The organism is Flavobacterium aquidurense, assembly GCF_001404985.1.
GTDB classification, from domain to species: domain Bacteria; phylum Bacteroidota; class Bacteroidia; order Flavobacteriales; family Flavobacteriaceae; genus Flavobacterium; species Flavobacterium aquidurense_B.
In genome coordinates this window covers 563,981-589,922 of the sequence record NZ_JRLF01000015.1, presented here as the reverse complement: position 1 = coordinate 589,922, position 25,942 = coordinate 563,981, and the positions used below count along the sequence as shown (strand labels likewise).

At 32.4% G+C, this 25,942-nt stretch carries 25 protein-coding genes; 16 read left to right on the top strand and 9 right to left on the bottom strand.

Annotation, left to right across the window (positions count from 1 at the left end):
- Positions 1 to 161: 161 nt before the first annotated feature.
- The 9 genes from RC62_RS21080 to RC62_RS21035 all read left to right on the top strand — a co-directional run bounded on the left by RC62_RS21080 (position 162) and on the right by RC62_RS21035 (position 10,627).
- On the top strand, positions 162 to 398 hold the full coding sequence (locus RC62_RS21080; protein WP_039117105.1) for a DUF3820 family protein: 237 nt from the start codon (positions 162 to 164) through the stop codon (positions 396 to 398).
- A gap of 455 nt (positions 399 to 853) precedes the next feature.
- On the top strand, positions 854 to 1,270 hold the full coding sequence (locus tag RC62_RS21075) for a DUF4190 domain-containing protein (protein WP_055098309.1): 417 nt from the start codon (positions 854 to 856) through the stop codon (positions 1,268 to 1,270).
- A gap of 583 nt (positions 1,271 to 1,853) precedes the next feature.
- Positions 1,854 to 3,467 carry a CTP synthase gene (locus RC62_RS21065; protein WP_055098307.1) on the top strand — a complete coding sequence of 538 codons (1,614 nt, stop codon included), beginning with the start codon at positions 1,854 to 1,856 and terminating at the stop codon, positions 3,465 to 3,467.
- 81 nt (positions 3,468 to 3,548) lie between these two features.
- Positions 3,549 to 5,450: a membrane protein insertase YidC gene (yidC, locus tag RC62_RS21060; RefSeq protein WP_055098306.1), complete on the top strand. Its 1,902-nt coding sequence runs from the start codon at positions 3,549 to 3,551 to the stop codon at positions 5,448 to 5,450.
- A 100-nt stretch (positions 5,451 to 5,550) separates the two neighbouring features.
- A complete protein-coding gene (locus tag RC62_RS21055; RefSeq protein ID WP_055098305.1) occupies positions 5,551 to 6,267 on the top strand; it encodes a toxin-antitoxin system YwqK family antitoxin in 717 nt (238 codons plus the stop codon).
- Positions 6,268 to 6,404: 137 nt separating this feature from the next.
- The gene (gene mnmA, locus RC62_RS21050) at positions 6,405 to 7,592 is read left to right on the top strand and encodes a tRNA 2-thiouridine(34) synthase MnmA (protein ID WP_055098304.1); all 1,188 of its coding nucleotides are present in this window, start codon (positions 6,405 to 6,407) and stop codon (positions 7,590 to 7,592) included.
- A gap of 46 nt (positions 7,593 to 7,638) precedes the next feature.
- Complete coding sequence (locus tag RC62_RS21045; RefSeq protein WP_055098303.1) at positions 7,639 to 9,240, top strand: S8 family serine peptidase; 1,602 nt, start codon at positions 7,639 to 7,641, stop codon at positions 9,238 to 9,240.
- Between the two features lie 12 nt (positions 9,241 to 9,252).
- Entirely contained in the window at positions 9,253 to 10,197 is a 945-nt protein-coding gene (locus tag RC62_RS21040) for an NAD(P)H-dependent flavin oxidoreductase (RefSeq protein WP_055098302.1), read from the top strand.
- Between the two features lie 19 nt (positions 10,198 to 10,216).
- Positions 10,217 to 10,627: a hypothetical protein gene (locus RC62_RS21035; RefSeq protein WP_055098603.1), complete on the top strand. Its 411-nt coding sequence runs from the start codon at positions 10,217 to 10,219 to the stop codon at positions 10,625 to 10,627.
- A gap of 92 nt (positions 10,628 to 10,719) precedes the next feature.
- On the opposite strand, the gene RC62_RS21030 is transcribed toward RC62_RS21035, so the two are convergent.
- Positions 10,720 to 11,154: a DUF4268 domain-containing protein gene (locus RC62_RS21030; RefSeq protein ID WP_055098301.1), complete on the bottom strand. Its 435-nt coding sequence runs from the start codon at positions 11,152 to 11,154 to the stop codon at positions 10,720 to 10,722.
- A gap of 101 nt (positions 11,155 to 11,255) precedes the next feature.
- Here RC62_RS21030 and RC62_RS21025 point away from each other — a divergent pair, with 101 nt between their 5' ends.
- Together RC62_RS21025 and RC62_RS21020 are read left to right on the top strand one after the other, a co-directional pair.
- Complete coding sequence (locus RC62_RS21025; RefSeq protein ID WP_055098300.1) at positions 11,256 to 11,906, top strand: NUDIX hydrolase; 651 nt, start codon at positions 11,256 to 11,258, stop codon at positions 11,904 to 11,906.
- Between the two features lie 125 nt (positions 11,907 to 12,031).
- Positions 12,032 to 12,865, top strand: coding sequence for a lysophospholipid acyltransferase family protein (locus RC62_RS21020; protein WP_055098298.1), 834 nt, complete (start codon positions 12,032 to 12,034; stop codon positions 12,863 to 12,865).
- A 99-nt stretch (positions 12,866 to 12,964) separates the two neighbouring features.
- On the opposite strand, the gene RC62_RS21015 is transcribed toward RC62_RS21020, so the two are convergent.
- Genes RC62_RS21015 through RC62_RS21005 form a run of 3 tightly spaced genes read right to left on the bottom strand, consistent with a single transcriptional unit; the run spans position 12,965 to position 15,203 of the window.
- Positions 12,965 to 13,597 carry a hypothetical protein gene (locus tag RC62_RS21015; protein ID WP_055098297.1) on the bottom strand — a complete coding sequence of 211 codons (633 nt, stop codon included), beginning with the start codon at positions 13,595 to 13,597 and terminating at the stop codon, positions 12,965 to 12,967.
- An 8-nt stretch (positions 13,598 to 13,605) separates the two neighbouring features.
- Positions 13,606 to 14,100, bottom strand: coding sequence for an RNA polymerase sigma factor (locus RC62_RS21010; protein WP_055098296.1), 495 nt, complete (start codon positions 14,098 to 14,100; stop codon positions 13,606 to 13,608).
- Positions 14,101 to 14,141: 41 nt separating this feature from the next.
- Positions 14,142 to 15,203 (bottom strand): DUF3810 domain-containing protein, encoded by a 1,062-nt coding sequence (locus tag RC62_RS21005; RefSeq protein WP_055098295.1) that lies wholly within the window; start codon positions 15,201 to 15,203, stop codon positions 14,142 to 14,144.
- A gap of 239 nt (positions 15,204 to 15,442) precedes the next feature.
- Here RC62_RS21005 and RC62_RS21000 point away from each other — a divergent pair, with 239 nt between their 5' ends.
- Positions 15,443 to 16,903, top strand: coding sequence for an aminoacyl-histidine dipeptidase (locus RC62_RS21000; protein ID WP_055098294.1), 1,461 nt, complete (start codon positions 15,443 to 15,445; stop codon positions 16,901 to 16,903).
- Between the two features lie 334 nt (positions 16,904 to 17,237).
- On the opposite strand, the gene RC62_RS20995 is transcribed toward RC62_RS21000, so the two are convergent.
- From RC62_RS20995 to RC62_RS20980, 4 genes are all read right to left on the bottom strand, one after another.
- Positions 17,238 to 17,576 (bottom strand): DHCW motif cupin fold protein, encoded by a 339-nt coding sequence (locus RC62_RS20995; RefSeq protein WP_055098293.1) that lies wholly within the window; start codon positions 17,574 to 17,576, stop codon positions 17,238 to 17,240.
- Positions 17,577 to 17,678: 102 nt separating this feature from the next.
- Entirely contained in the window at positions 17,679 to 18,452 is a 774-nt protein-coding gene (locus tag RC62_RS20990; RefSeq protein ID WP_055098292.1) for a carboxypeptidase-like regulatory domain-containing protein, read from the bottom strand.
- Positions 18,453 to 18,540: 88 nt separating this feature from the next.
- Complete coding sequence (locus RC62_RS20985; protein WP_055098291.1) at positions 18,541 to 20,454, bottom strand: DEAD/DEAH box helicase; 1,914 nt, start codon at positions 20,452 to 20,454, stop codon at positions 18,541 to 18,543.
- Positions 20,455 to 20,658: 204 nt separating this feature from the next.
- Positions 20,659 to 21,237 carry a non-canonical purine NTP diphosphatase gene (locus tag RC62_RS20980; RefSeq protein ID WP_055098290.1) on the bottom strand — a complete coding sequence of 193 codons (579 nt, stop codon included), beginning with the start codon at positions 21,235 to 21,237 and terminating at the stop codon, positions 20,659 to 20,661.
- A 92-nt stretch (positions 21,238 to 21,329) separates the two neighbouring features.
- On the opposite strand from RC62_RS20980, the gene RC62_RS20975 reads away from it, so the two are divergent.
- Positions 21,330 to 23,108, top strand: coding sequence for an ABC transporter ATP-binding protein (locus tag RC62_RS20975; protein ID WP_055098289.1), 1,779 nt, complete (start codon positions 21,330 to 21,332; stop codon positions 23,106 to 23,108).
- On the opposite strand, the gene RC62_RS20970 is transcribed toward RC62_RS20975, so the two are convergent.
- Entirely contained in the window at positions 23,089 to 23,475 is a 387-nt protein-coding gene (locus tag RC62_RS20970; protein ID WP_055098288.1) for a DUF2809 domain-containing protein, read from the bottom strand. The genes RC62_RS20975 and RC62_RS20970 overlap by 20 nt on opposite strands.
- Positions 23,476 to 23,609: 134 nt before the next feature.
- Here RC62_RS20970 and RC62_RS20965 point away from each other — a divergent pair, with 134 nt between their 5' ends.
- The 3 genes from RC62_RS20965 to RC62_RS20955 all read left to right on the top strand — a co-directional run bounded on the left by RC62_RS20965 (position 23,610) and on the right by RC62_RS20955 (position 25,882).
- On the top strand, positions 23,610 to 24,794 hold the full coding sequence (locus tag RC62_RS20965; RefSeq protein WP_055098287.1) for a glycoside hydrolase family 88 protein: 1,185 nt from the start codon (positions 23,610 to 23,612) through the stop codon (positions 24,792 to 24,794).
- An 8-nt stretch (positions 24,795 to 24,802) separates the two neighbouring features.
- Entirely contained in the window at positions 24,803 to 25,207 is a 405-nt protein-coding gene (locus RC62_RS20960) for a hypothetical protein (protein ID WP_055098286.1), read from the top strand.
- A gap of 240 nt (positions 25,208 to 25,447) precedes the next feature.
- Positions 25,448 to 25,882, top strand: coding sequence for a hypothetical protein (locus RC62_RS20955; RefSeq protein WP_055098285.1), 435 nt, complete (start codon positions 25,448 to 25,450; stop codon positions 25,880 to 25,882).
- The last annotated feature ends 60 nt before the right edge of the window (positions 25,883 to 25,942 follow it).

Sequence of the window (25,942 nt, the reverse complement as noted above, 5' to 3'; positions counted from 1 at the left end):
CAGTAAACAGTCAGTTATAAACTGAAAACTGTGACTACGACTGTAAACTATTCTAAAATCTGTGGCAAAAGAATAAAAATAACAATAGCTTTGCATACAATAGAAGCAAGAAGAAAGAATGAGTCTATATTCTTTCTTCTTGCTTCTTTTTTCTTTACAACATGGAACCAGACAAAAAACTTCTCATAAAATTAGCCCACACCAAAATGCCTTTCGGTAAATACGAAGGACGATTTTTAATTGATCTTCCTGAATATTATGTAGTTTGGTATCATAATAAAGGATTCCCAAATGGGGAATTAGGGCAACAACTCGCACTTGTCTACGAATTAAAACTTAATGGTCTGGAGGAATTGATTCGAAACATTAAGAAGCAATATCCCAAGCCTTTAAAATAAAATAGTAAGAAAAATCTTTTGCTATATCGTTTTTTTTATTTAAGTTTGATATATAAAAATATTACAATTTTTAAAAACTAATTGATACCACAGAATTCAAGACTGAATTTTTTAATGTGTACAAGTCAATATTTTGAAATTATAATATTTACTAAATAAAAAATATTATAATTTTTAAAAACAAATTGACACCACTGAATTCAAGACTGAATTTTTAAAAGTGTACAAGTCGATGTTTTAAAATTATAATATTTTTTTTATGTCAAAATTTATTTCAATAGCAAGTATTATGGCAGGTTTTACATCCTGTCTGTTTGTATTGAATGTGTAGTACTCCCAACTTTCTTAAATAACAAGAATTCCCCTTTTAATTTATTTGTTAATAACTTTGACAGATTCTCACCTGTTCACATAAGTGTTTTTCTATTTTTGTAAAAATTAACATAAATAACTATATGGAAAACAATTTACAACCCTCAAACGCAGGTCAGGGAATGGGTATTGCGGCTTTAGTATTAGGAATCGTTGCTGCAATTGCAGCATTTATACCTTGTTTTGGTTTGATCGCAGTATTTTTTGGGGTTCTGGCAATAATTTTTGGAGCAATTGGTTTGTCACAGGCAAAAAGAGAAAATGCTCCTACCACAATGCCAAAAGCAGGTTTGATCTTAGGGATCGTAGCAACCGCTTTTGTTATTATATGGGTATTGGTTGTAGTAGGATCAATAGGTTCAGCAGTATTATCTCATAAAGACGAAATAACAAATGCTATAGATTCAGCAACTGCAGAGTCAGCTAAAGTACAAGATTCTTTAAACGCTGTAGAAGTAGCAAATGATACTATTACTGTAAAGGTTGAAGAAACGAAATAAATCTCTTTTGTGGAAATAAAATCCTCCTACGAAATTGATTCTTATAAAAAGATAAACATGATTTTTATTGTAATAATCATGTTTATCTTTTTTTATTGCTTTATAATGCCATTCCTAAATTTCGGTTTTCCTTCTTCTTGCGAAGGAATGCCTTTGGCTTATTGTAAAAGTCGCGGTCTGACACGGGCTTTTTCTCAAATATTAAGACTTAATTTTAAAGAAGCAATTGCTTTTAATTCCTATAGTATAAAAATATTTTTATTCTTTCTGGTGCAATTAATAGCTCGTTTCTCTATAAATAAATTGCTCAAAGCCTCTAATTTAAAGAAAGTATTAACTTTAGATATAATTCTGAGTACACTCTTCTTTATTTTTTCATTTTATAATCTTGTATTTATTTGAAAAAATAAAGGCATTGTTTAAAAAGAATATCCAATTAAAGTTAAAAGTATCGATTACGGAAAGATGTAATTGTTCTATTTAAAAATTTGCAAATTATCTCATTCTCTATTTGATAAATTGTCTAATTAAATTTGTACTTTTGCCAAGTTTTTTACACAACTACAATACAAACAACAACAGAATGAATCAAACAAAATATATTTTTGTTACAGGCGGTGTGACTTCTTCATTAGGAAAAGGAATTATCGCCGCATCTTTAGCAAAATTGTTACAAGGAAGAGGATATCGTACAACTATTCAAAAATTCGATCCGTATATAAATGTGGATCCGGGTACGTTGAATCCATATGAGCACGGAGAATGTTATGTAACAGATGATGGTGCTGAAACAGATTTAGATTTAGGTCATTACGAACGGTTTTTAAATGTTCCTACTTCTCAGGCAAATAACGTTACAACAGGAAGAGTTTATCTTTCTGTTATTGAAAAAGAAAGAAGAGGGGAGTTTTTAGGAAAAACAGTTCAGGTTGTTCCTCATATTACAAACGAAATCAAAGACAGAATGCAATTGTTGGGTAAATCCGGCGATTATGATATTGTAATTACTGAAATTGGCGGAACAGTTGGTGATATTGAGTCACTACCTTATATAGAGTCTGTTCGTCAGTTGGTTTGGGAATTAGGAGAAAACAACGGAATTGTTATTCATTTAACTTTAGTTCCTTATTTGGCAGCTGCTGGTGAGTTAAAGACAAAACCTACACAACACTCTGTAAAAACATTGATGGAAAGCGGTATCAAAGCTGATATCTTGGTTTGTAGAACAGAGCACGAACTTTCTGATGAATTGCGTAATAAATTAGCGTTGTTTTGTAATGTAAAAAGAGAAGCCGTAATTCAGTCAATTGATGCTTCAACAATATATGAAGTTCCAAATTTAATGCTTGAAGAAGGATTAGATGTGGTAGCTTTAAAGAAATTAGATTTACCTAAAAAAGCAGCTCCGGATTTAAAAAACTGGAATACCTTTTTACGCAGATTAAAAAATCCAAAACATACCGTAAATATTGGTTTGATTGGGAAATATGTAGAAATGCAGGATTGTTACAAATCTATTTTAGAGGCGTTTATTCATGCAGGAGCTTCAAACGAAACCAAAGTAAACGTAATTTCTATACATTCAGAACACATTAATAGTGATAATGTTGAAGAGAAATTAGGACCTCTTGACGGAGTATTAGTAGCGCCTGGTTTTGGAGAAAGAGGTATTGAAGGAAAAATTGAAGCAGTTCGTTTTGCACGTGAGAACAATATTCCGTTTTTCGGAATTTGTTTAGGAATGCAAATGTCTGTTATCGAGTATTCCAGAAATATTTTAGGTTATGCTGATGCCAATTCTACAGAGATGAACGAGAAAACTCCTCATCCGGTGGTGAATTTAATGGAAGAACAAAAAACAATTACTGACAAAGGTGGAACAATGCGTCTTGGAGCTTGGAAATGTGATATTAAACCAAATACTTTAGCGCATAAAATATACGGACAAACGACTATTTCAGAACGTCACCGTCACCGTTATGAGTATAATAATAAATATGCTGATGAACTGCAAAAAGCAGGTTTGAAAGCTTCAGGAGTAAATCCTGATACAGGTTTGGTAGAAATTGTAGAGCTTGAAAACCATCCGTTTTTTATTGGTGTACAATATCATCCTGAATATAAAAGTACAGTAGCAAACCCACATCCAATTTTTGTGAATTTTGTGGCTGCTGCAGTGAATGCGCATAAAAAATAATAATTAATATTCTAAAAAGATGTAACGTTTGAGTCAAACTCATAACTAATATCTTTAACGAATAACTTTTTTTAAATTATAATGGAAGAAAAAAAATTTGATCTTAATTCAATCATTGGTTTTGTATTGATATTTGGAATTTTGATTTGGATTATGTACCAAAATCAACCTTCTGACAAGGAGATTGCTGCTGAAAAAGCCAAGAAAGAATTAGTTGCCAAACAAGAAGCACAAGCTAAAACTGATAAAACTAAAACAGCTGTTTTGCCAGTTGCTGCAACAACTCCGGGCGATACAGTTCAATTAGCGCAATTACAAAAAACATTGGGAGGTTTTGCTTATTCAGCTACACTTCCTTCTGCTAAAGAAGGTTTTACAACTCTTGAAAACGAAAAAATGATACTAAAAATCGCCAACAAAGGTGGTTATATAGTAGAAGCTACGTTGAAAGAATTCAAAAAGTTTGAGAAAAATTCCGGGCAATTAGTAGAATTGATTAAAGATAATAATTCAGATTTAAATATTCAATTACAAACGACTGACAACAGAACTTTAAACTCTAAAGATTTGTATTTTGAGCCAACGTTGGCTAAAAACGGTGGAGATCAAATCCTGACAATGCGTTTGAAAGCAGGAGCTAATGAATTTTTGGAATATAAATACGTATTAAAAGCAAATGATTATTTAGTTGGTTTTGATATTCGTTCTCAAGGTTTGAATAAAATCTTGAATTCATCTAAACCATTAGATTTAGTTTGGGATTTAAAATCATACAGAAATGAGAAAAGTGTTTCTATTGAAAAACGTTATGCTCAATTAGAATATGAATATGGAGATGAGAAATACAGCTCAGTAAGTCTTGGTGTAGGAAAAGAAGATACTCCGGAAAAAGTGAGTTATATCGCTTTTAAACAACACTTTTTCACTGCGATTTTGTCTACAGATAAACCATTCGAAAAATCGAAGTTACAATCTGATGATTTAGTAAAAGACGAAAAAATAGATACTACTTATATCAAACAATTTAAAGCAACTGTTCCTTTAGCTTTCACAAATGGAGAAGTTGATTATAAAATGAGCTGGTATTTTGGACCATCTGATTATAAAATTTTAAAATCATACGATAAAAACTTCGAAAAAATTATTCCGTTAGGTTGGGGAATTTTCGGATGGATCAACAAATGGATCTTTATTCCATTATTCGGATTCTTAAGCTCTTATATTGCTTACGGAATTGCGATTATCATTTTTACCATTATTATCAAATTGGCTATGTCGCCAATTACATATAAGTCTTTCTTGTCGCAGGCTAAAATGAAAGTTTTACGTCCTGAGATTACAGAGTTGGGAGAAAAATTCAAAAAAGACCCAATGAAGAAACAGCAAGAAACAATGAAGTTGTACAATAAGGCAGGAGTAAACCCAATGGCAGGATGTATTCCGGCATTGATTCAGCTTCCGTTTATGTATGCATCATTCCAGTTCTTTCCTTCAGCTTTTGAGCTAAGACAAAAAAGCTTCCTTTGGGCAGACGATTTATCATCATTTGATGCTGTTGTAAAATTACCATTCCACATTCCGTTATATGGAGATCATATCAGTTTGTTTCCAATTTTGGCAGCAATTGCGATTTTCTTCTATATGAAAATGACTTCTGGTGATCAACAAATGGCTGCGCCTCAACAAGAAGGTATGCCGGATATGGCAAAAATGATGAAAATCATGATTTATGTTTCGCCATTGATGATGTTGATTTTCTTTAATAGTTATGGTGCAGGATTGAGTTTGTATAACTTTATTTCGAACTTAATTACTATTGGAATTATGTTTGTTATCAAAAATTATATTGTGGATACAGATAAAATTCACGCTCAGATTCAAGAGAATAAATTAAAAGAGCCTAAAAAACAAAGTAAGTTTCAACAACGTCTTCAGGAAGTTATGGAACAACAAGAAGCTGTAAAAAAACAGAATAAAAAATAAAGAACTTATTTATAAAAAAATCTCGATTCATCGGGATTTTTTTATATCTAAAATATAATTTATTAAAGCCATTTTCGTTAAAGCTTAAAATTGAATTACAATGATTTATAAAAAAATAATAATAGGATTGCTTTTTTTAAATGCTATCATAGTATCTGCTCAGGATTTTAATAAAACTGATAATAACGGAAAAAAAGACGGAGTCTGGAAAGGAACTTATGATGTCTCTAAACGTCCTCGTTACGAAGGGACCTTTAATCATGGGAAAGAAACCGGTGTGTTTAAATTTTTCGATGATACAAAAAAAGGTGATGTTATAGCAACCAGGGATTTTACTGCAAATGACGGAAGTTCATATACTATTTTTTATGATCAGAATAAAAATAAAGTAAGCGAAGGCAAAGAAATTGGTAAAGCTCGTGAAGGGGAATGGAAATATTATCATAAAGCTTCGAAAGTGATTATGACACTTGAAAATTATAAAAATGGAAAACTGGAAGGTCTGAGAACAGTTTATTATCCAAACTCTAAAATTGCCGAAGAAATGAATTACATAAACGGATTAAAAGATGGAGTTTATAAAAAATATGGGCAAAACGGAATTCTTTTAGAGCAGACTACTTATAAAAATAATGAGTACAACGGCGATGCTGTTTTTTATGATGCTGACGGAGTAGTAGCTTCAAAAGGGAAATTTGTAAACGGTAAAAAAGCAAATATGTGGCAGTTTTATCTAAAAGGAAAATTGACCAAAGAAGTGAATATGAGTGACCCAAAAAGCAGTTACCAAGTGGATTCAAAACCTAAAATGAATTAATTATCCGTTTTAAATTAAAATTATTTATTTGCGATAAGTTTTATCTACCACGGTATTATATAAACTAATTAAAACTACTACAATTATCAAAAATTGGACTTATCTTTGCATCCTTGTAAAAATATAAAAGATTTAGGATGAAACGTGTAGTTGTTGGACTTTCCGGTGGAGTAGATTCGAGTGTTGCGGCTTATTTATTGCAACAGCAAGGATACGAAGTTATTGGCCTTTTTATGAAAAACTGGCATGATGATTCGGTTACTATTTCTAACGAATGTCCATGGTTAGAGGATAGTAATGATGCTCTGTTAGTAGCTGAAAAACTTGGAATACCGTTTCAAACTGTAGATTTAAGCGAAGAATACAAAGAAAAAATCGTTGACTATATGTTCAACGAGTACGAGAAAGGGAGAACTCCAAATCCTGACGTACTTTGCAATCGCGAAATCAAATTTGATGTTTTCATGAAAATTGCGTTAAGTCTTGGAGCTGATTATGTAGCAACGGGACATTATTGTCAAAAAAATGAAATCGAAGTTGATGGAAAACCTGTTTATCAATTGATTGCCGGTGCGGATAATAACAAAGATCAATCCTATTTTTTATGTCAGTTATCGCAAGATCAATTGGCCAAATCACTATTTCCTATTGGAGCCTTAACTAAGCCGGAAGTACGTGAAATTGCAGCTGAAATGGATTTGGTAACCGCTGAGAAGAAAGATTCTCAAGGATTATGCTTTATTGGTAAAGTTCGTTTGCCTGAATTCCTGCAACAAAAATTGCAGCCTAAAGAAGGTAAAATTGTTCAGATCGATAAAAACGATTCAATATACACTGTCGAAAAACCTGCTGGTTTAAGCCTGGAAGAAGAGTTGAAGTCAGAATCTAAAAAACGTGATTACCTACCAACAATGGGAAAAGTAGTTGGTAAACACCAGGGAGCTCATTACTTCACGGTAGGACAACGAAAAGGCTTAAATGTAGGCGGAACAACAGATCCGTTATTTATTATTGCTACAGACGTTGAAACCAATACTATTTACACAGGATTGTCAAGTCTGCATCCCGGTTTATTCAAAAAAGCATTGTTTATAGAAAAATCAGAAGTACATTGGATTCGTACTGATTTAGCTTTGAAAGCTGGAGAAACTATGGAAGTAATGGCTAGAATTCGTTACCGTCAGCCCTTGCAAAAAGCTGTTTTACACCAATTTGAAGATGGAATGTATGTTCAGTTTGACGAAGCGCAATCTGCAATAACAGAAGGTCAGTTTGCAGCTTGGTATTTTGATAATGAATTAGTTGGTTCGGGAGTAATTTCTTAGCTTTATACTTTTTTACAAAGGTTTTACCTTTAAAAAAAAGTAAACTATGAAGTACTATTTTACATTTCTTTTATTGGTTTTTACTTCTGTGATCTTTTCACAAGAAGATGCATGGGTTTATTTTAAAGATAAGCCAAATGCCCAAATCTTTTTCGATACTCCATCGATGATGCTTTCACAACGTGCTTTAGAAAGAAGGGGCAATCAAAATATTGCCTTAGATTTAACCGATGTTCCTGTAGAAGAAACCTATATAAATCTGGTTAAATCAAGTAACGGAATTAGTGTTATGGCACAATCTAAGTGGATGAATGCACTTCATATCAGAGGTACTCAGGCTAATATTTTGTCACTGACATCAATGGCGTTTGTTGATAAAATAGTTTTTGCAAATAAAGCATTGAACATAACTACTAAAATGGTTTCTCCGGAAAAGATATCTCAGGTAAAAGATAAACTGGAAACGACAATAGATTATGCCTACGGATCTTCTGCAAGTCAGATCCAAATGCTTAACGGTCAGGTTTTACATCAGCAAAATTACACGGGTAGCAATAAAGTAATTGCGGTTCTGGATGCAGGGTTTCCAGGTGTTAATACAGCGTTACCTTTCAAAAAACTTATCGATAATAATCAAATTTTAGGAGGATATGATTTTGTGAATAGAAATGAAAATTTCTACACAGGCGACAGTCATGGTACAATGGTTCTTTCTACAATGGGCGGTTATAAAGAAAATGCTTTGGTAGGTACGGCTCCAGATGCCTCATATTATTTGTTTATTACAGAATATGCGCCTACTGAAAATCCTGTGGAAGAATCATATTGGGTAGAAGCTGCTGAAAGAGCCGATAATTTGGGAGCAGATATTATTACAACTTCATTAGGTTATTTTGGTTTTGATAATGCTGCTTACAGTCATACTTATAGCGACATGAATGGTACGACAAATTTTATTTCCCGAGGTGCTCAAATTGCTTTTAGTAAAGGAATTATTGTTGTGGCTTCGGCCGGAAATGAGGGGAGTACTGCGGAACCTCATATTGGCGGACCTGCAGATGCAGTTTCTGTAATTACAGTTGGAGCAGTCGCAGCTTCAAAAAATAAATCTTCTTTTAGTTCCATAGGGCCAAGTTATGACGGAAGAATAAAACCCGATGTTATGGCACAAGGAACTGCCGCTGTTGTATCAGACACTTCAGGGAATATAGTAACGACGAACGGGACTTCTTTTTCATGCCCGATAATGGCCGGAATGATTGCTTGTTTATGGCAGGCTTTCCCGTCGAAAACAAATAAGGAAATAAGGGAAATGATCCTTCAGTCTTCTGATCGATATACTACTCCAAATAACACTTATGGTTACGGAATTCCAAATTTTGGAGCAACTTTGAATGTTGAAAATTTTGAATCTGTAAGTACTCCATTTTCTATATTTCCCAATCCGGCACAAACAACAGTGTCATTTTCGTTTAAAAACAGTACGGGTTTAATCTCAATTTATTCTGTTTTAGGACAAAAAATTCTCGAAAAACAAATTTCAAACCAAAATCCGACTCTTTCTGTAGAAGCTTTAAAAAGTGGACTCTATTTTTATACTTTTGATGCGGATGATCTGCATAAAACAGGAAAGATAATCAAACAATAATAGCATTTTTGAATGAATAAAATTACACAGCTTTTCAATATAAAATATCCAATTATTCAAGGCGGAATGATCTGGAACAGTGGTTATAAATTAGCTTCTGCTGTAAGTAATGCCGGAGGATTAGGTTTAATTGGTGCGGGATCTATGTATCCCGAAATACTTAGAGAGCATATTCAAAAATGTAAAAAAGCAACTGATAAACCATTTGGAGTCAATATTCCGATGTTATATCCCAATATTGAAGAAATCATCAATATTGTTGTCGAAGAAGGCGTAAAAATTGTTTTTACTTCGGCAGGAAATCCTAAAACATGGACCTCTTTTTTAAAGGAAAAAGGAATTATAGTTGTTCATGTTGTGAGCAGTAGTGTTTTTGCTTTAAAAGCACAAGAAGCTGGAGTGGATGCAATCGTAGCCGAAGGTTTTGAAGCGGGTGGACATAACGGCCGTGATGAAACAACAACATTGACTTTAATTCCTATGGTAAAAGAGAAAATTCAGATTCCGATTATTGCTGCTGGTGGAATTGCAACCGGCCGCGGAATGCTTGCTGTGATGGTTTTAGGAGCAGATGGAGTGCAGGTTGGAAGTCGTTTTGCAGCATCTGTAGAATCTTCTGCACATAATAATTTTAAAGAAACAATAGTTAAAGTTAAGGAAGGAGATACCCAGTTGACATTAAAAGAATTAGCTCCGGTACGTTTGGTCAAAAATAAATTTTATAATGATGTACAGGAATTATATCAAAAATGTCCATCAAAAGAAGATTTAAACCAGCTTTTAGGAAGAGCAAGGTCTAAAAAAGGAATGTTTGAAGGTGATCTGGAAGAAGGTGAGCTCGAAATAGGACAAATCGCAGGACTAATTCATGAAATATTACCTGCACAGCAAATTATTGAAGAAATGATTGCCGATTTTGAAGTTGCTTGTCAAGAAAAAGCTAAATTTGAGTTTTAATTATTGGCATCAAAACGATATGAATTCTATACGCACCTATATATTACTATTTTTTTTAACAATTGGTTTACAACAAACTTATAGTCAGTCTTATCAGTTTAAAACATCTGGTTTTAGTGTTTTAGAAAAAAATGAAAGGGGAAAGTGGGGTGAATGGTCAAATCTCGATTTGGTTAATCTTTCTGTGATTTTAGATACTAACAAACACAGAATTGTAGTTTACTCGCAGGAAATACAGCTTTTTAGGATTCTGGATTATATCGAACGCGAAGAAAATGATACTGATATTGTATATTCTTTTATGTGTAAGGATAATGATGGCAGGGATTGTAAATTATCTATTATTACACGCAAGAAACAAGATTACAGAAAACAACTTTATATCAATTACGACGATCATATTATTTTATATAATATTTTTAGTGTGTAAACCCAAAAAAAGCTCGCAGGTTTTTAAAACCTGCGAGCTTTTTTCTATAATAAGAACTTAGTAGCTTAGCGACTTAGGAACTTCATGATTTTCTACTCAATATCCTTGATAAAATCATCGTATTCAAGATAGAACATTTCTAAAGCATTCATTTTTTCGAAAAAGAAATCGAAAATAGCATCCCAATTATTGCGGTTGCTAAAACCTACACCTTGTTTCTCAGTCCAGATTCGGCTGATGGTTTTCCCACTTTCGAGAGTATAGTTTTTTTCAAAAACCAGATCTTTAATGAATTCCTCTTCCAGAATATTTTTTAAAGCTTCTAATTTTTCGAAATATGCGATTCGTTTTTCATCGCTTCTTTGTTCGATATCAATTAAAACCTGTGCTTTTTTATTATCTACATAAAACTTGAATGAGAAGTCTTTGATCTTTGTATCATAAAGTACCCATTTGCGAGGATATTTTTCGGCAAAAGCCACCCAAAACTCTCTTTTTAATTTTTGTGATTCTTCTCTGCTATACATTTTTATGGCTTTGATTTTAGAAAACTTGTAGAACCGCGTTTTCTGGACTATATTTATATTTTATTTGTATTTATTTGAAAGTACAAAAATAAACTTTGAATATGGATTTTCAAGATTTTTTGCAATATGTTCCTAATTTAATTCCAGTTGAACTGCCAGCGGTTGCGTCGCATATAAAAATGGCTCCCAAAGAAAGAATTGAAGCTTTGAAGAATCTGGATTTAAAAATAGAAAATCCCAGAATCGCAGCCGTAATGATGTTGTTTTATCCTAAAGATGGAAAAACACATTTGGTTTTAATTGTACGGAATGCTTATAATGGTGTTCACTCCTCTCAAATCGCTTTTCCCGGAGGAAAATATGAGAGTACAGATGCAGATTATGAAGAGACGGCTTTGAGGGAAACACATGAAGAAGTGGGAGTTTTACCGGAAAAAATAGAAGTGATCAAGCATTTTACTCCAATGTACATTCCGCCAAGTAATTTTTTAGTGCATCCGTACTTAGGAATTTCAAAAGAGGAGCTTTTATTTTATCCTGATAGTAGAGAGGTGGCAAATATAATAGAGCTTCCGTTGTCTGTATTTTTAGATGATGAAATTATTGTCGAATCCACATTGTCAACATCTTATGGTAATAATATTTTAGTTCCTGCATTTAGTATTCAAAATCATATTGTTTGGGGAGCAACTGCTATGATTTTAAGTGAATTGAGAGATGTTCTGAAAATAACCTTTGAAGGAAATTCGTAAAAACAGAAATTTAACAATTTGATATTCATTAGAATAATGATTTATTTACGAAATTGCTTTATACTATTGCCAAAAGAATAATTTTTGTATGTTTGCGTTCTAACAAAAAAACACAATACACAACTATGGGATTGTTTAAACGAAATCCTTTCGGACATATATTATTCATTAAAAAATGGTTAATACGAATTTTGGGTGCCATGACGCACCGAAGATACAGGGGATTTAATGATTTACAGATTGAAGGATCTGAAATTATTAAAACGTTGCCGGACACTAATGTATTGTTTATTTCTAATCATCAGACTTATTTTGCCGATGTCGTAGCAATGTTTCATGTGTTTAACGCAAGTTTAAGCGGACGTCAGGATACTATTAAGAATATTGGATATTTGTGGCAGCCCAAAATGAATATCTATTATGTTGCAGCAAAAGAAACCATGCAAGCAGGTTTACTGCCAAGAATCTTGGCATATGTTGGTGCGATTACAGTCGAAAGAACCTGGCGCGCAAAAGGTGTCGATGTAACTGAAAAACGTGATGTTAACCCAAATGATACTGAAAATATCAGGATAGCACTTGAAGATGGTTGGGTAATTACGTTTCCGCAAGGAACAACAAAATCGTTCAAACCGGTTCGTAAAGGAACTGCACATATTATTAAACAACATAAACCAATTGTAATTCCAATAGTAATAGACGGTTTCCGCCGTTCGTTTGATAAAAAAGGGTTACGAATGAAGAAAAAAGGAATTCTACAATCTTTTATCATCAAAGAACCTCTTGATATTGATTATGAAAATGATACTATCGAAGAAATCGTTGAAAAAGTAGAATATGCTATAGAGCAACATCCGTCATTTTTAAAAGTTATCCCAGCTGAAGTAATTAAAGTAGAGGAAGAACTTAACGAAATGAGAAGATGGAGTTATAAGGGATCAGAAAACGATAATTATTAATATTTGTTTTTCAGATTGCAAGTTTTAAAAAAAAACTTAGAACTTATCCTCAGTCCCAACGCTTCGGGATAGTAACTTCAAAAGAAACGTTGTGTCTTTCTAGAAATCGATTTTCTTTAATTCTTTGTAATTAGCGTATAATCTTCTTAATAAGGTTCCGTAAAGCAATCTGTAAATACACCAGAATAATCCAAAAAACAATAGTGTAAGTAATACGAGAGCACCAATTGAAAACAACATTGCTTTTCCATTCAAGGCTAGTTTTTCTCTAACAATTGCCATATCAGGATTATAAACATATCCTATGAAAAAGCTAAGAATTGATGAAACTACAATCATTCCTAAATTATACCACACATAATACTGAACTGTTTTACGTGTTCTCAAAATACTGCTCATTAATAATTTAGTAGAAACAATAGTCGATATAGTTTTATAATTTTTATAGAAAAAATAAATAAAAACTAATATTACGGCATAGTTAAAATACATCAAAATCTCCATATAAAGTATGATTTCAGGATGATGAATGTTATTTAAAAAATCGTCGATATTCGAAAAATAATTTGATATAGTCCAAAATAAGACTTCTAAAATGCTGATAATTAAAATCCACTTCACAATTGAAGATGATTTTTTATGAATCATTTTATAGATTTCTTTTTCAGAAATTTGTTCAAAAGAGTCAGAGTTCTTTTTCCAGTCTTTTTTTAATAAATCCAGTTCTTTCATAATAATTTTTAAGGATTTAGTATTTTTTTAAGTTTCCCTTTAATTCTATTCATTTTCACACGTGCATTCACTTCGCTGATTCCTAATGTCTCTGCTATTTCTTGATAATCTTTGTCTTCTAAATACATAAAAACTAATGCTTTTTCGATGTCATTAAGCTGATAAACTGCTTTGTACATCAATTTAATCTGTTCTTCTTCTTCATAATTGTAATCAACATCTTTTACAAAATGCTGGTGACTTTCATATTCTACTGTAGATACGGTTCTTTTGGTTTTTCGATATAAGGTAATGGCGGTATTTAAAGCGACACGATACGTCCAGGTCGAAAATTTACTATCGCCTCTAAATTTAGGATAAGCTTTCCATAACTGGATGGTAATTTCCTGAAACAAGTCTTTATGAGCATCTTCACCAGCAGTATATAATCTACATATCTTATGGATTATATTCTGATTTGCCTGCAATTGCGTAACAAATGACTGTTCTAGATTTTCGCTCATAATGTATTAGTAGTAATGAAATCTGTTTTGTTACAAGCCTTTTATAATTTTTTATTTTTATAATAATTCACCATCAAATCTACAAATTTACTATACCCTTCCATGCCATCTTTTTGATTGTTTGTTTTTAAGAAATTATCATAAAAAACATGAAAGCCTTTATCAATAAAAGTATCATATTGTTTCCAGAAATCCTGGCTTTCCTGATAGTTTTTTAAAATTCCTACATGAACAGTTTTCTTTAATTGTTTGAATACTCTTTCATCTTTAGCTTGCCAAATTCCTAAGCAGTAACGCAAAGCAAAACTATAACCGGAATATTGATAATATAAATTGTTGTTTTTTACAGCAGCCAGAACGCCAATAAAATTACATTCACTTTCGCTGGCATAACCCATTTGATGTGCCATTTCATGACAACTTGTAATAGGGAAATTATACATAGGCAATAAATCATTTACTTGTGCTTCATTCGTAAAAGGATTTAAATAACCGCCAAAACCCATATAGGTAAGAGGTAAGCTGAAAAGAGATTTTTTGACACTTATCATTTCATATTTAAAATAAGGATGATCTTTCGAAAGATTTTTATAGCCCGATAAATTCATCTGAAATGCCTGATCCTGAGAATAAGGAAAAACTGTTTTTGCACTGTCGTTTTGTGTAATTTGAAACTGAATTTCATTTGTTTTTGCAATTAGTTTTTTTGTAAAAGCCAATAATTCTGTGTCAGTATATTCTCTTTGTATTTTCATTTTTTCAAAAAGAGGTTCTCTGTAATAGTTTAATGCCCAGAGTAAATGAAAAAAGAAATAAAATACTGAAAGAACGTTTAGAGCTTTTAATAGATTGTCTTTCCATTGAGTTTTCCATGTCTTACGGATTTTCCAAAACCATCTAATTAAGAGTAAAATCAAAATAGAATAAATACAGTCTCCAATAGAAAATGGAATCTTGCCTAAAAGAATTCTCGAAAAGTAAGAGATTTTTAAGTAGAATCCGTTGCTATAAAATCTTTCTGTAAATTCCGGAAAGAAGCGTAGAATTTTTAAGAGGATGATTTGCAAAAGAAGAAATATAGGTAGAGTGTATTTTGATTTCAAAGTATAAATTTTTGATAGGTAAATATAAATACAATATTGATTGATAAAAAAAGTTAGTTAAGAATTCTATGAAACTTTCACTAAATTATTAGTTTGTAATTTTACAAAACAGGATAGTAATTGTGAAATTGTATTTTAATTTCAATAAGATTAGTGCTAATTCGTGAAATTCGTGGCGAAAAAAAAATTAAACTTTGTAACTTTGGGACTCTTAATTGTTAAACTTCAAACAAAATATAATGAGTCAGGAAATAAGAAATCTGGAACCTAAAGCGCTATGGAATAAATTCGCTGATTTAAATGCTGTTCCTCGTCCGTCAAAGAAAGAAGAACGTGTGATCGAGTTTATGAAAGACTTTGGAAACAACTTAGGTTTAGAAACTTTTGAAGACGAAATTCGAAATGTAATTATCAGAAAACCGGCAACTCCGGGAATGGAAAACCGTAAAGCAATTGTAATGCAGGGACACCTTGATATGGTACATCAAAAAAACGCAGATACTGTTTTTGATTTTGATACCCAGGGAATCGATATGTATGTAGATGGTGACTGGGTTCGTGCACGTGGCACAACACTTGGAGCTGATAATGGATTGGGAGTAGCAACAATTATGGCTATTTTACAAAGTAAAGATATCCCGCATCCTGCAATTGAAGCTTTATTTACTATTGACGAAGAAACGGGAATGACAGGAGCTTTAAACTTAAAAGGAGGAATTCTTCAAGGTCAGATTCTTTTGAATTTAGATACAGAAGAAGATGATGAAATTGATATAGGTTGCGCTGGCGGAATCGATGTAACGGCTACAAGAACTTATAATGAAGAAGAAGTTCCGGAAGGTTCTGTTGGGCATATTATTACTGTAAAAGGTCTTAATGGAGGTCACTCAGGAATGGATATCAATAAAGGGTTAGGAAATGCTAATAAAATCATGAACCGTTTGTTGTTTGATGCTTTTGAAAACTTTGGTTTGCAAGTGGCTGAAATCAACGGAGGAAGTTTAAGAAATGCAATTCCAAGAGAAAGTGTTGCCAAAGTAATTATTTCTGAAATGTTTGATGAAGCGTATATTTTTGATATGCAGGAAATTATCAATGATATTAAAACCGAATATAAAACTACTGAACCTAACTTATCGATTGAAATCGTAAAATGCGATACTCCTGAAAAAGTAATGGATTTAGGAGTTCAGGAAGGAATTATTCGTGCTATTTATGCTGCTCACAACGGAGTGTACAGAATGAGCGCTGATATGGATGATTTAGTTGAAACTTCTAATAATATTGCCCGTGTTATTGTAAAAGATGGTGAAATATCTATTGGATGTTTAACACGTTCATCTGTTGAAACTTCAAAATTTGATTTGGCAAATGCATTACGTTCTGCTTTTGAATTAGTAGGCTGTGAAGTAGAACTGTCAGGTTCTTATCCAGGATGGACTCCAAATGTAAATTCTGAAATATTAGATACGTTAGTTGGAATCTACGAGAAACAAAATAATGAGAAACCAAAAGTAGTAGCTTGTCATGCTGGTTTAGAATGTGGAATTTTAGGAACAAATTATCCTGATATGGATATGATTTCTTTTGGACCAACGATTCACGGTGCACATTCTCCGGATGAAAGAGCAAGTATTTCTTCAGCTCAGAAATATTGGAAATTTGTTTTAGAAATTCTTTCAAATATTCCAGTTAAGTAATAAGTCTCAGTTTTTACAGTCACAGTTTTCAGTTTCAATGAGTATTGAAAACTGAAACTGTGACTGAATACTAAAAAAAGTTAGTCGCAGTCTCAGTATTCAGTTTCAAAGAACTGAAAACTGAGACTGTAAACTAAAAATTAATCTCTTTTAGGAGTGTTTTTCTTTTCTCTCTTCTCTTCCTTCTTTTCTTTGGCCGTTTTTAACGGTTCTTTTTTTGCTGTTTTTTTAGCGTCTTGACTTTTTGCCATGATATGTTGATTTAATTAATTTTTTATTTGATTGTAAGTAAATGTAGATATAATATTTTAATTTGCTTCAAATATTGCTTTTATTACTTTAAAAAATCACCATCGATTATTAGTAACTCAACACCATTGGTGGTTAATGATTTGTGAGAACTAGCATCATCGGTAACGACATATGTCATTCCTTTTGAAAGTTCAAATTTTTGTCCGTTTTCTAATTCGCTGACAAAATCTCCTTCAAGACAATGAACAATATGACCTTTTTGACACCAATGATCAGCAATATAATTTTTAGAATAAGTAACTTTTCGAATACGCAAACCTCCTAACTGCAGGGTTTGCCAATAAGCTGTTCCGGTTTCTCCGGAATGTTCGGTTTTTGCAATTTGATTCCAGTCGATTGTTTGAAAAGGTATTTCTGGCATGGTATCTTTTGTTTTGTTAATGATCAAATATAAGTTTTAAAATAAAAAAATCCTCAATTACTATTTGTAAATGAGGATTTTAAATTTTTTATTTAAAGTAAATTAATTTCGTTTCAATACTTTATATTGTTCGTAACAACCGTTGATAGCATCCATGATTTGTAAATCATTTGCTGATTGTATAAAGGAGTCGGAATAGTTGCAGCGCTGCAAAATTTCAGGAATTTCATCTTTACTGATGCCTAAAAGTACAGCAACAGTTTCGCGATCATATTTAGATTCAAGAAGATTTCGAACAGTATCATCTTTTCTCATTTCTTTTAGCTTCTTGAGTTCTTTTGCATTTTTCCCAAAGAAACCATAGAGAACATCTGCAGGATTAAAAATGGATCCTAATACTTTTCCAAATGCATTTGGCGAATATTCACCCGCTTCATAACCTTGAGTAAGGCCAGAAATGCTGTAACGGTAATTTTCTTTTGTGGGGATTAATTTTGAATCGACTTCCAGATATCCTGTTAAGTTAAATGGGGCGATAATTACTTCTTCAAGAGCGATTGCTTTTTCAGTAAGCTGAATTCTGGTTACTTTATTTTTTATCCAGTCATTTGTCACTCTGACTCTTAAAGACTGAAAACCTAAAATCGAAAAGTGAATAGTATCGTTAAGTTGTACATCGATCTCAAAATATCCTTTAGCATCAGACTTGGCACCACGTACTTTGTTTGTGTTAATGATATTTACGTTAGGCAAAGGTTGTTTGCTATTATCATTAATGATATAACCTGAAACTCTTTGTGGTGCAGTAGACTCAACGTCTTGTGCAAAACCAACGGCTGATAGTAATGTAAAAAAGAAAACTGCGAAATATTTCATATCCTGATTTAAAGCACTAAAAGTACTAAATAGGGATTAAATATTTCGCAGTCTTCGAATATAATTATCAGAAAATTAACAAAGAGAATTAATCTCTTCTTGGTCTTCTTGGTCTTGGCGAATCACCAAAGCTTTCAGAACGTCTTGGAGCTCTGTCTGAACTTCCTTCGCTTCTTGGAGCTGAACTTCTAAAACCACCTTCTCTTTTTGGAGCAGATGAATTTCTGTCGCTTCTGAAACCACCTTCTCTTGGAGCAGAGTTTCTGTCGCTTCTGAAACCACCGCCGCCAGAACCTTCACGTCTTGGGGCAAAGCTTCCTTCGCGTCTTGGTGCAGAACTACGTCCACCGCCGCCACTGCGTCCGTTATGGTCACGTCTTCCGCCACCATCATTTTTAGAAATTTCAACATTAATACGACGTCCTTCTAATTGTACGTTGTTTAATACTTCCATTACTTTATCAGTGTGCTCAGGGTCAGTGTTAAAGAAAGAGAAACCTTCTTTTACATCTACTTTGAAAACGTCATCACGACCTAAGTCTAATGTTTCTTTCAAATAATCCTTAAGAGACATCCAATCGAAATTATCTCTTGAACCAATGTTTACAAAGTAACGAACTGCTCCGTTATTATTGAATTCTCTTGGCTCAGAATCACTTCTTTCGCGTCTTTCTCCAGATTGAGTAGAAATATCTCTGTTCTTTTTATAGTAAGCGATGAAACGGTTAAATTCTACTGAAACCATTTTTTTAATCAATTCCTCTTTAGATAAACCTTCAAGAACATTGTTAATAGCTGGTAAATAGTTGTCAATTTCGTGATCAACTTCAGTATCTTTAATTTTATTTGCTAAGTGCAATAATTGAATTTCGCAAATTTCGATTCCGGAAGGAATAGATTTCTCTTCAAATTTTTGTTTGATGATTCTTTCGATAGATGAAATTTTACGCAACTCGCTTTTTGTAACAATTACAATAGAAGTTCCTAATTTTCCAGCTCTACCAGTACGTCCTGAACGGTGATTGTAAGTTTCAATTTCGTCAGGAAGTTGGTAATTTACTACGTGAGTAATATTATCAACATCAATACCACGTGCAGCAACGTCAGTAGCAACAAGCATCTGAATTTGTCTACCACGGAAAGATTTCATTACACCATCACGTTGCGCCTGAGATAAATCTCCGTGCAATGCAGCAGCGCTGTATCCATCTTCGATTAATTTTTCAGCTACAGCTTGTGTATCTCTTTTAGTACGACAGAAAACCACAGAAAAGATATCTGGATTTGCATCGGCTAAACGTTTCAAAGCTTCGTAACGATCACGTGCATTTACTAAGTAAAATTCGTGAGAAACTGTTGCAGAACCTGAGTTCTTAGCTCCAACAGTAATTTCAACCGGTTCGCTCATAAATTGTTTTGCAATTCTGGCAACCTCTTGTGGCATAGTTGCAGAGAACAACCATGTACTTTTTTGATCTGGAGTATCTGATAATATAGACACGATATCCTCATAAAACCCCATGTTCAACATTTCGTCAGCTTCATCAAGAATACAGTAATCTATATTTTTAATGTTAACCAATCCTCTGTTGATCATGTCTTGCATTCTCCCAGGAGTTGCCACAATAATTTGTGCTCCTCTTTTAATGTCTCTAGCTTGCTCTGTAATACTAGCCCCGCCGTAAACTGCTACCACATTAATACCTTTCTCGTATTTTGAGTAGTTTTTAAGTTCGTTGGTAATCTGTAAACAAAGTTCTCGTGTTGGCGATAAAACTAATGCTTGTGTATTTTTGTTGTCAGCATCAATTTTTTGAATTAGCGGAAAACCGAAAGCTGCCGTTTTCCCTGTCCCTGTCTGAGCCAACGCAACCATATCTGTGTCTTTTTCCAATAATAGGGGAATCGCCTTTTCCTGTACCTCTGACGGATTTTCAAATCCTAGATCTAAAATCGCCTTCAGTAACGATTCATTCAATCCTAATTGTTCAAATTTATTCATATGTATTTTTAAAATAGGGTGCAAAATTACTGTTAATTATTCAGATAAACTAATGCTATTTTAAGAATTATGTATTTGTTATGATTTGATTATCAAAAAGTTATGTTTATAGTAGCATGATTTTTGTCTGTACATCAGGAAAATTAGGCAAAAATACGTCGTGAAATATAAATTTAAAGATCTAAAATGTTGTATTCTAAACAATTATTTTGCTGTATTCAGAAAATCAATTAGTTGGTGAGTTGCTTTTGCACGATGACTGATTTTATTTTTGATGTCTGAGGCCAGTTCAGCAAAAGTCTCAGTATAATTTTCAGGTTGAAAAATTGGGTCGTAACCAAAGCCATGATTTCCAATTTTTTCATTAATAATGTTTCCTTTTGCAATTCCGGTGAATAAGTGCTGTTCCCCTTTTATATTTAATGCAATAACGGTCTTGAACTGTGCGCTTCGATCTTGCTTATCAGATAAACAATCGAGAAGTTTGTTCATATTATCATCAGCATTGCGTTGTTCTCCTGCATATCTGGCTGAATAAACGCCTGGTTCTCCGTTTAAAGCTGTAACTTCTAATCCTGTATCATCCGCAAAACAATCATAACCGTATTTTTCAGTTACGTAGTTGGCTTTCAAAATAGCATTTCCTTCAATCGTATCAGCAGTTTCTGGTATTTCTTCGTGACAGCCAATTTCTTCTAAACTTAATAATTGAATTGATCCTTTAAGAATATTTTGAATTTCCTTGATTTTATTAAGATTGTTTGAAGCGAAAACCAATTGCATGATATAAGTATTTTAAAGTTGATTGTTCCGGGTAATTCCAAAACACAAATTTAGAATTCTTATATTTGATATACGACATGAAATAAAAATAAATGCAGATATCAGTACTATATAAAAAAATAACTCCCTTTGTCAGGCCATATAAAAAAATGGTTATTGCTACTTTACTGCTTACTTTTTTAGGATCGTTTGCAGCTCAGGTAAATGCATTAATATTAAAGTATACCGTAGATTCTATTAGTGATCTTATGGTAGCGCATGAACCTTTGTCGAAAGGCTTTCATTTATTGGGAATTATTAGCATTGTATTGCTTTCTAAAGAATTGATATATTCCGTCGTACAATTTGGCCAGAAGTTTTATGGCGAAAAACTGCGTATTTTTATTACCCGCGATATATCTCAGGCCATTGTTGAAAAAATCCTAAGTTATCGAATGGAGTTTTATACTTCTAATGAAAATGAAAGCGGAAAACTTCAAACCAGAATTGATCTCGGGATTAGCAGCTTGACAAGATTGGTTCAGAATTTCTTTATTGATATTTTGCCTCTTTTTGCCAATGCCTTTGTTGCTTTGGCGATTATGTTTTATGCGAATGTCTATGTGGGTTTGGTAAGTTTGTGCATTATTCCAATCTACTTTTATATAAGTCAGTTGCAAGCTACTAAATTGAGTGGTTTTAGAAGAAGAATGCGTAATTATCGTGAAACCAAAAATAACGGAATCATAAGTTTGATCGAATCTATAACCGTAATTAAGTCGTTTGTTCGTGAGCCAATGGAGGCAGATCGTCATAAGGATATTCAGTTTGAAATGACTGAAAATCAATTGGAAACCAGAAAAACCAGTTTTATTTTTGAAAGTGTAAAAGGTTTTGTAGAACAAATAGGTGTCGTGATTATCATTATTCTTACCGCTTATTTTGTTTTAAATAATACGATGACAATAGGTGCAATCATGTTTCATATTATGTTGTTTAATAATGTATCTGCGCCAATCAGACAATTACACCGAATTTATGATGAAGTAAATGATGCCTTGATTTACTCTGAAGGTTTTTTTGATATTTTAGAATCAGAAAATGAAAAAGAAACAAGCGGCGATTATGTTCCTGAGAAAATTATTGGACTTATAGAAGTTAAAAATGTTGATTTTGCTTATCCAAATGGAACCAAAGCACTTTTTGATATCAATTTTAGCATTAAACCAAACGAAACCACTGCTCTGGTTGGGTTAAGCGGAGCCGGAAAAAGTACTATTATCAATTTATTGGATAAGTTTTATTTGCCAACATCGGGAAAAATATATCTGGACGGTGTGGATTTGAATGATTATAATACTGATTTTCTTCGAAAGAATATTGGATTAGTATTGCAGAAGAATCATATTTTTAAAGGTACAATTGCTGAAAACATTTTATACGGAAAACCAGATGCTTCAAAATCTGAAATCATAGATGCAGCCAAACAAGCTTATATTCATGATCAGGTTATGCAATTGCCAAAAGGTTATGATTCTGATGCGCATTTACTTTCAGGCGGTCAACAACAACGAATTGCGATTGCCAGATTATTTTTAAAAAATCCGCCTATTATATTTTTAGACGAACCTACTGCAAGTTTAGATGCGATAGCGACAGAACAAATAAAAAAATCACTGGACGCTATTAAAAAAGACAGGACCGTAATTATTATTTCTCATAGTATTTCTCAAATTATCGATGCTGCGAATATTATAGTTTTAGAACAGGGAAGATGTGTAGAGAAAGGTACACACGATGATTTGTATGATAACAGATCTGTGTATTATCAAATATTTACAGCAATGGCTAATAGTTTAAATATTGATAAGATTACTCAGACACTTGATTAGATGCTCTTTTTAAAATAATTCTTTCGATATAAAAAGCACTGAAACTTCCACAGGTGTAAGCGAAAATATCCGTCCATAAAAAGCCTTGTCCCAAAGTATATCTTCCCAAAAGTGTATTTCTAAGTTCGTTTATCCAGTTTGCATGATAGAGCTGAGAAAATTCGATTGTGTAGCAAATTAATAAAGAGATAATAGCTATTTGAATGGATTTTTTATCAATAAGTATGATTCGAATAACAATATACATCATAAAAGCATAAAGAAAATCTCCTGTACATAATGGAATGAGATCATTTTTTCTGGACATAATTCCAAGTAAAATAATAAATAGAAGTAAAACGAAATAATAAGGTCTGTATTTTTTCAAATTTTGATTCTGGTTGGGATAATTAGTACTTTTTTAGGTAGACAAAAATACAAAGATAGAATTACGTCTGCTTTATTTTATAAATTTATGAATTCGTAAAATCATAATAATCTTTCTGTCTAAATAATAACCACATGAGTACAAGATTTACTGCCTTTATTTTAACCCTTTTTGTATTTGGAAATAGTAGCTATTGTCAAAAAAATACTTCTTTCAATGTAAAAAAACAACTCGAATATTGTGTACAACAAGCATCAAAAACCTTAAAAGTAATTCCTAATGACGGAACTTCTCCACGAACGGTTCCTAATGGAAGTAAAGACTGGAAATTTGTCAATTATAAAGATTGGACAAGTGGTTTCTGGCCGGGAGAATTATGGTATTTGTATGAAGCTACAGGCGATCAAAAATGGGAAAAACAAGCAGATAAATTCAGTCGGTTTTTAACACCTTTATCAGTAAGTAAAGCAAATGATCATGATTTAGGTTTTCAGATTTTTAATAGTTTCGGGAATGGATATCGTTTGACTAAAAATGAAGCTTATAAAGATATTATTTTAAAATCAGCAGATACTTTAGCGACACTTTTTAATCCTAAAGTAGGAACTATACAATCCTGGCCACATAATAAATTTGGTGGACATAATACGATTATTGATAATATGATGAATTTAGAACTGCTTTTTTGGGCTTCTAAAAATGGAGGAAATAAAAAGTTATATGATATTGCTGTAAAGCATGCCGAAACTACAATGAACAATCATTTCAGACCAGATTACAGTTCTTATCATGTTATTATTTATGATTATGAAACAGGTAAAAAAATAAAAGGGAGAACAGCTCAGGGATTTAGTGATGATAGTATGTGGGCAAGAGGTCAGGCGTGGGCTATTTATGGATTTACAATGGTTTACAGGGAAACAAAAGACCCTAAGTTTTTAGATTTTGCTCATAAACTCACGCGTGTTTACCTGGATAAATTAACAACAGAAGATTTGATACCGTACTGGGATTTTAATGCACCCGGAATCCCGAATGAACCAAGAGATGCTTCGGCCGCTGCTATTGTATCATCGGCACTTATAGAGTTAAGTTCGTATACAAAGGATGCAGCACTGAAAAAAGAATATCTCACAAAATCTAAAAAAATGATTGTTTCACTATCAGAGCATTATCAAAGTCGCGATGTAAATTCGGCTTTTTTGCTTCATTCAACAGGTCATAAACCCGCAGGAAGTGAAATAGATTGTTCAATAAATTATGCAGATTATTATTATCTTGAAGCACTTTTAAGGTTTCAAAAATTAAAAATTAAATAATTAAAATTATGATCAGAAAAATTATTCAAATCTCATTTACTGTGGTTTTACTGGTATTTATGGTAAGCTGTAAAAACACAAAACAAAAACTTCAGGAATATGTTACGTCTTATAATAGCACAGCAGCGAGTTTTAAAGCAAATGATGTTACACTTACCACTGCAAGAGGTTATATAAATGATAACAAAATAGAACTGCGATTTGAAACCAATTTAGAACAAAATGAATCTAATAAAACAAAAGCAAATTCATCATTTCATGCACTATTGAAAAAGATGATCAGTAAAAATCAGATTCCTAAGGAACTTGTTGAAGAAGGTGTTCAGTTTGATGCTTATTTTTTAGCTGATGATAATACTGTATTTGTAAAAGAAATAATAAATAAAGAATCTATAGCTGAGATATTAAAATAATATCTGAAATTAAATCTTGTTACAAGCCGCTTTAATCGTTTTTAAAGTGGCTTTTTAATTTTTACAGATAATGAATTTGATAAATTGGAACCTCATTTTGTTTGCATTTTTGATATTCATTTTCTTATAATCAATTTGTAACCAAATAATTACAGTTTTTTATTTTTGTGGCTTGAAGTTGTTTTTGTTTGAAAAGTTCATTATGTTTGAGTTAAAAAATAACCTAAAACCTAAAATTTTATGAGAAAAATTACCCAAATCGCATTTACTGTCGTTGTTGTGCTGCTATTGGTAAGCTGTAAAAATACCAAGCAAAAAATTCAGGAACATGTAAGTTCTTATAATAATTCCTCCTCAATTAAAGGTACCGGTATTACGAGCACAACCGCTAAAGCATTTTTAAATGATAATAAAATTGAAATCAGGATTGAAACTAATCTTGAAGAGAATGATACAAATAAACAAACCTACAAAGATTCATTTCCTGATTTATTGAAAGAAATGATCAAGAACGATCAAATTTCAAAAGAGTTAATTGAAGAAGGAGTAAAGTTTGATGTATATTTTTTAGCCTATAATAATGCTATTCTTGCACAGCAAATAGTCGATAAAGAAGAATTGGCAGTTTTAGAAAATGCAAGTGGAGCCAAAGAAAAAGTAACTGCAAAACTCTGATTAAAAAATAAAATTTTGAAAAATAAAAAAGCCTCTTTGAAATTATACAAAGAGGCTTTT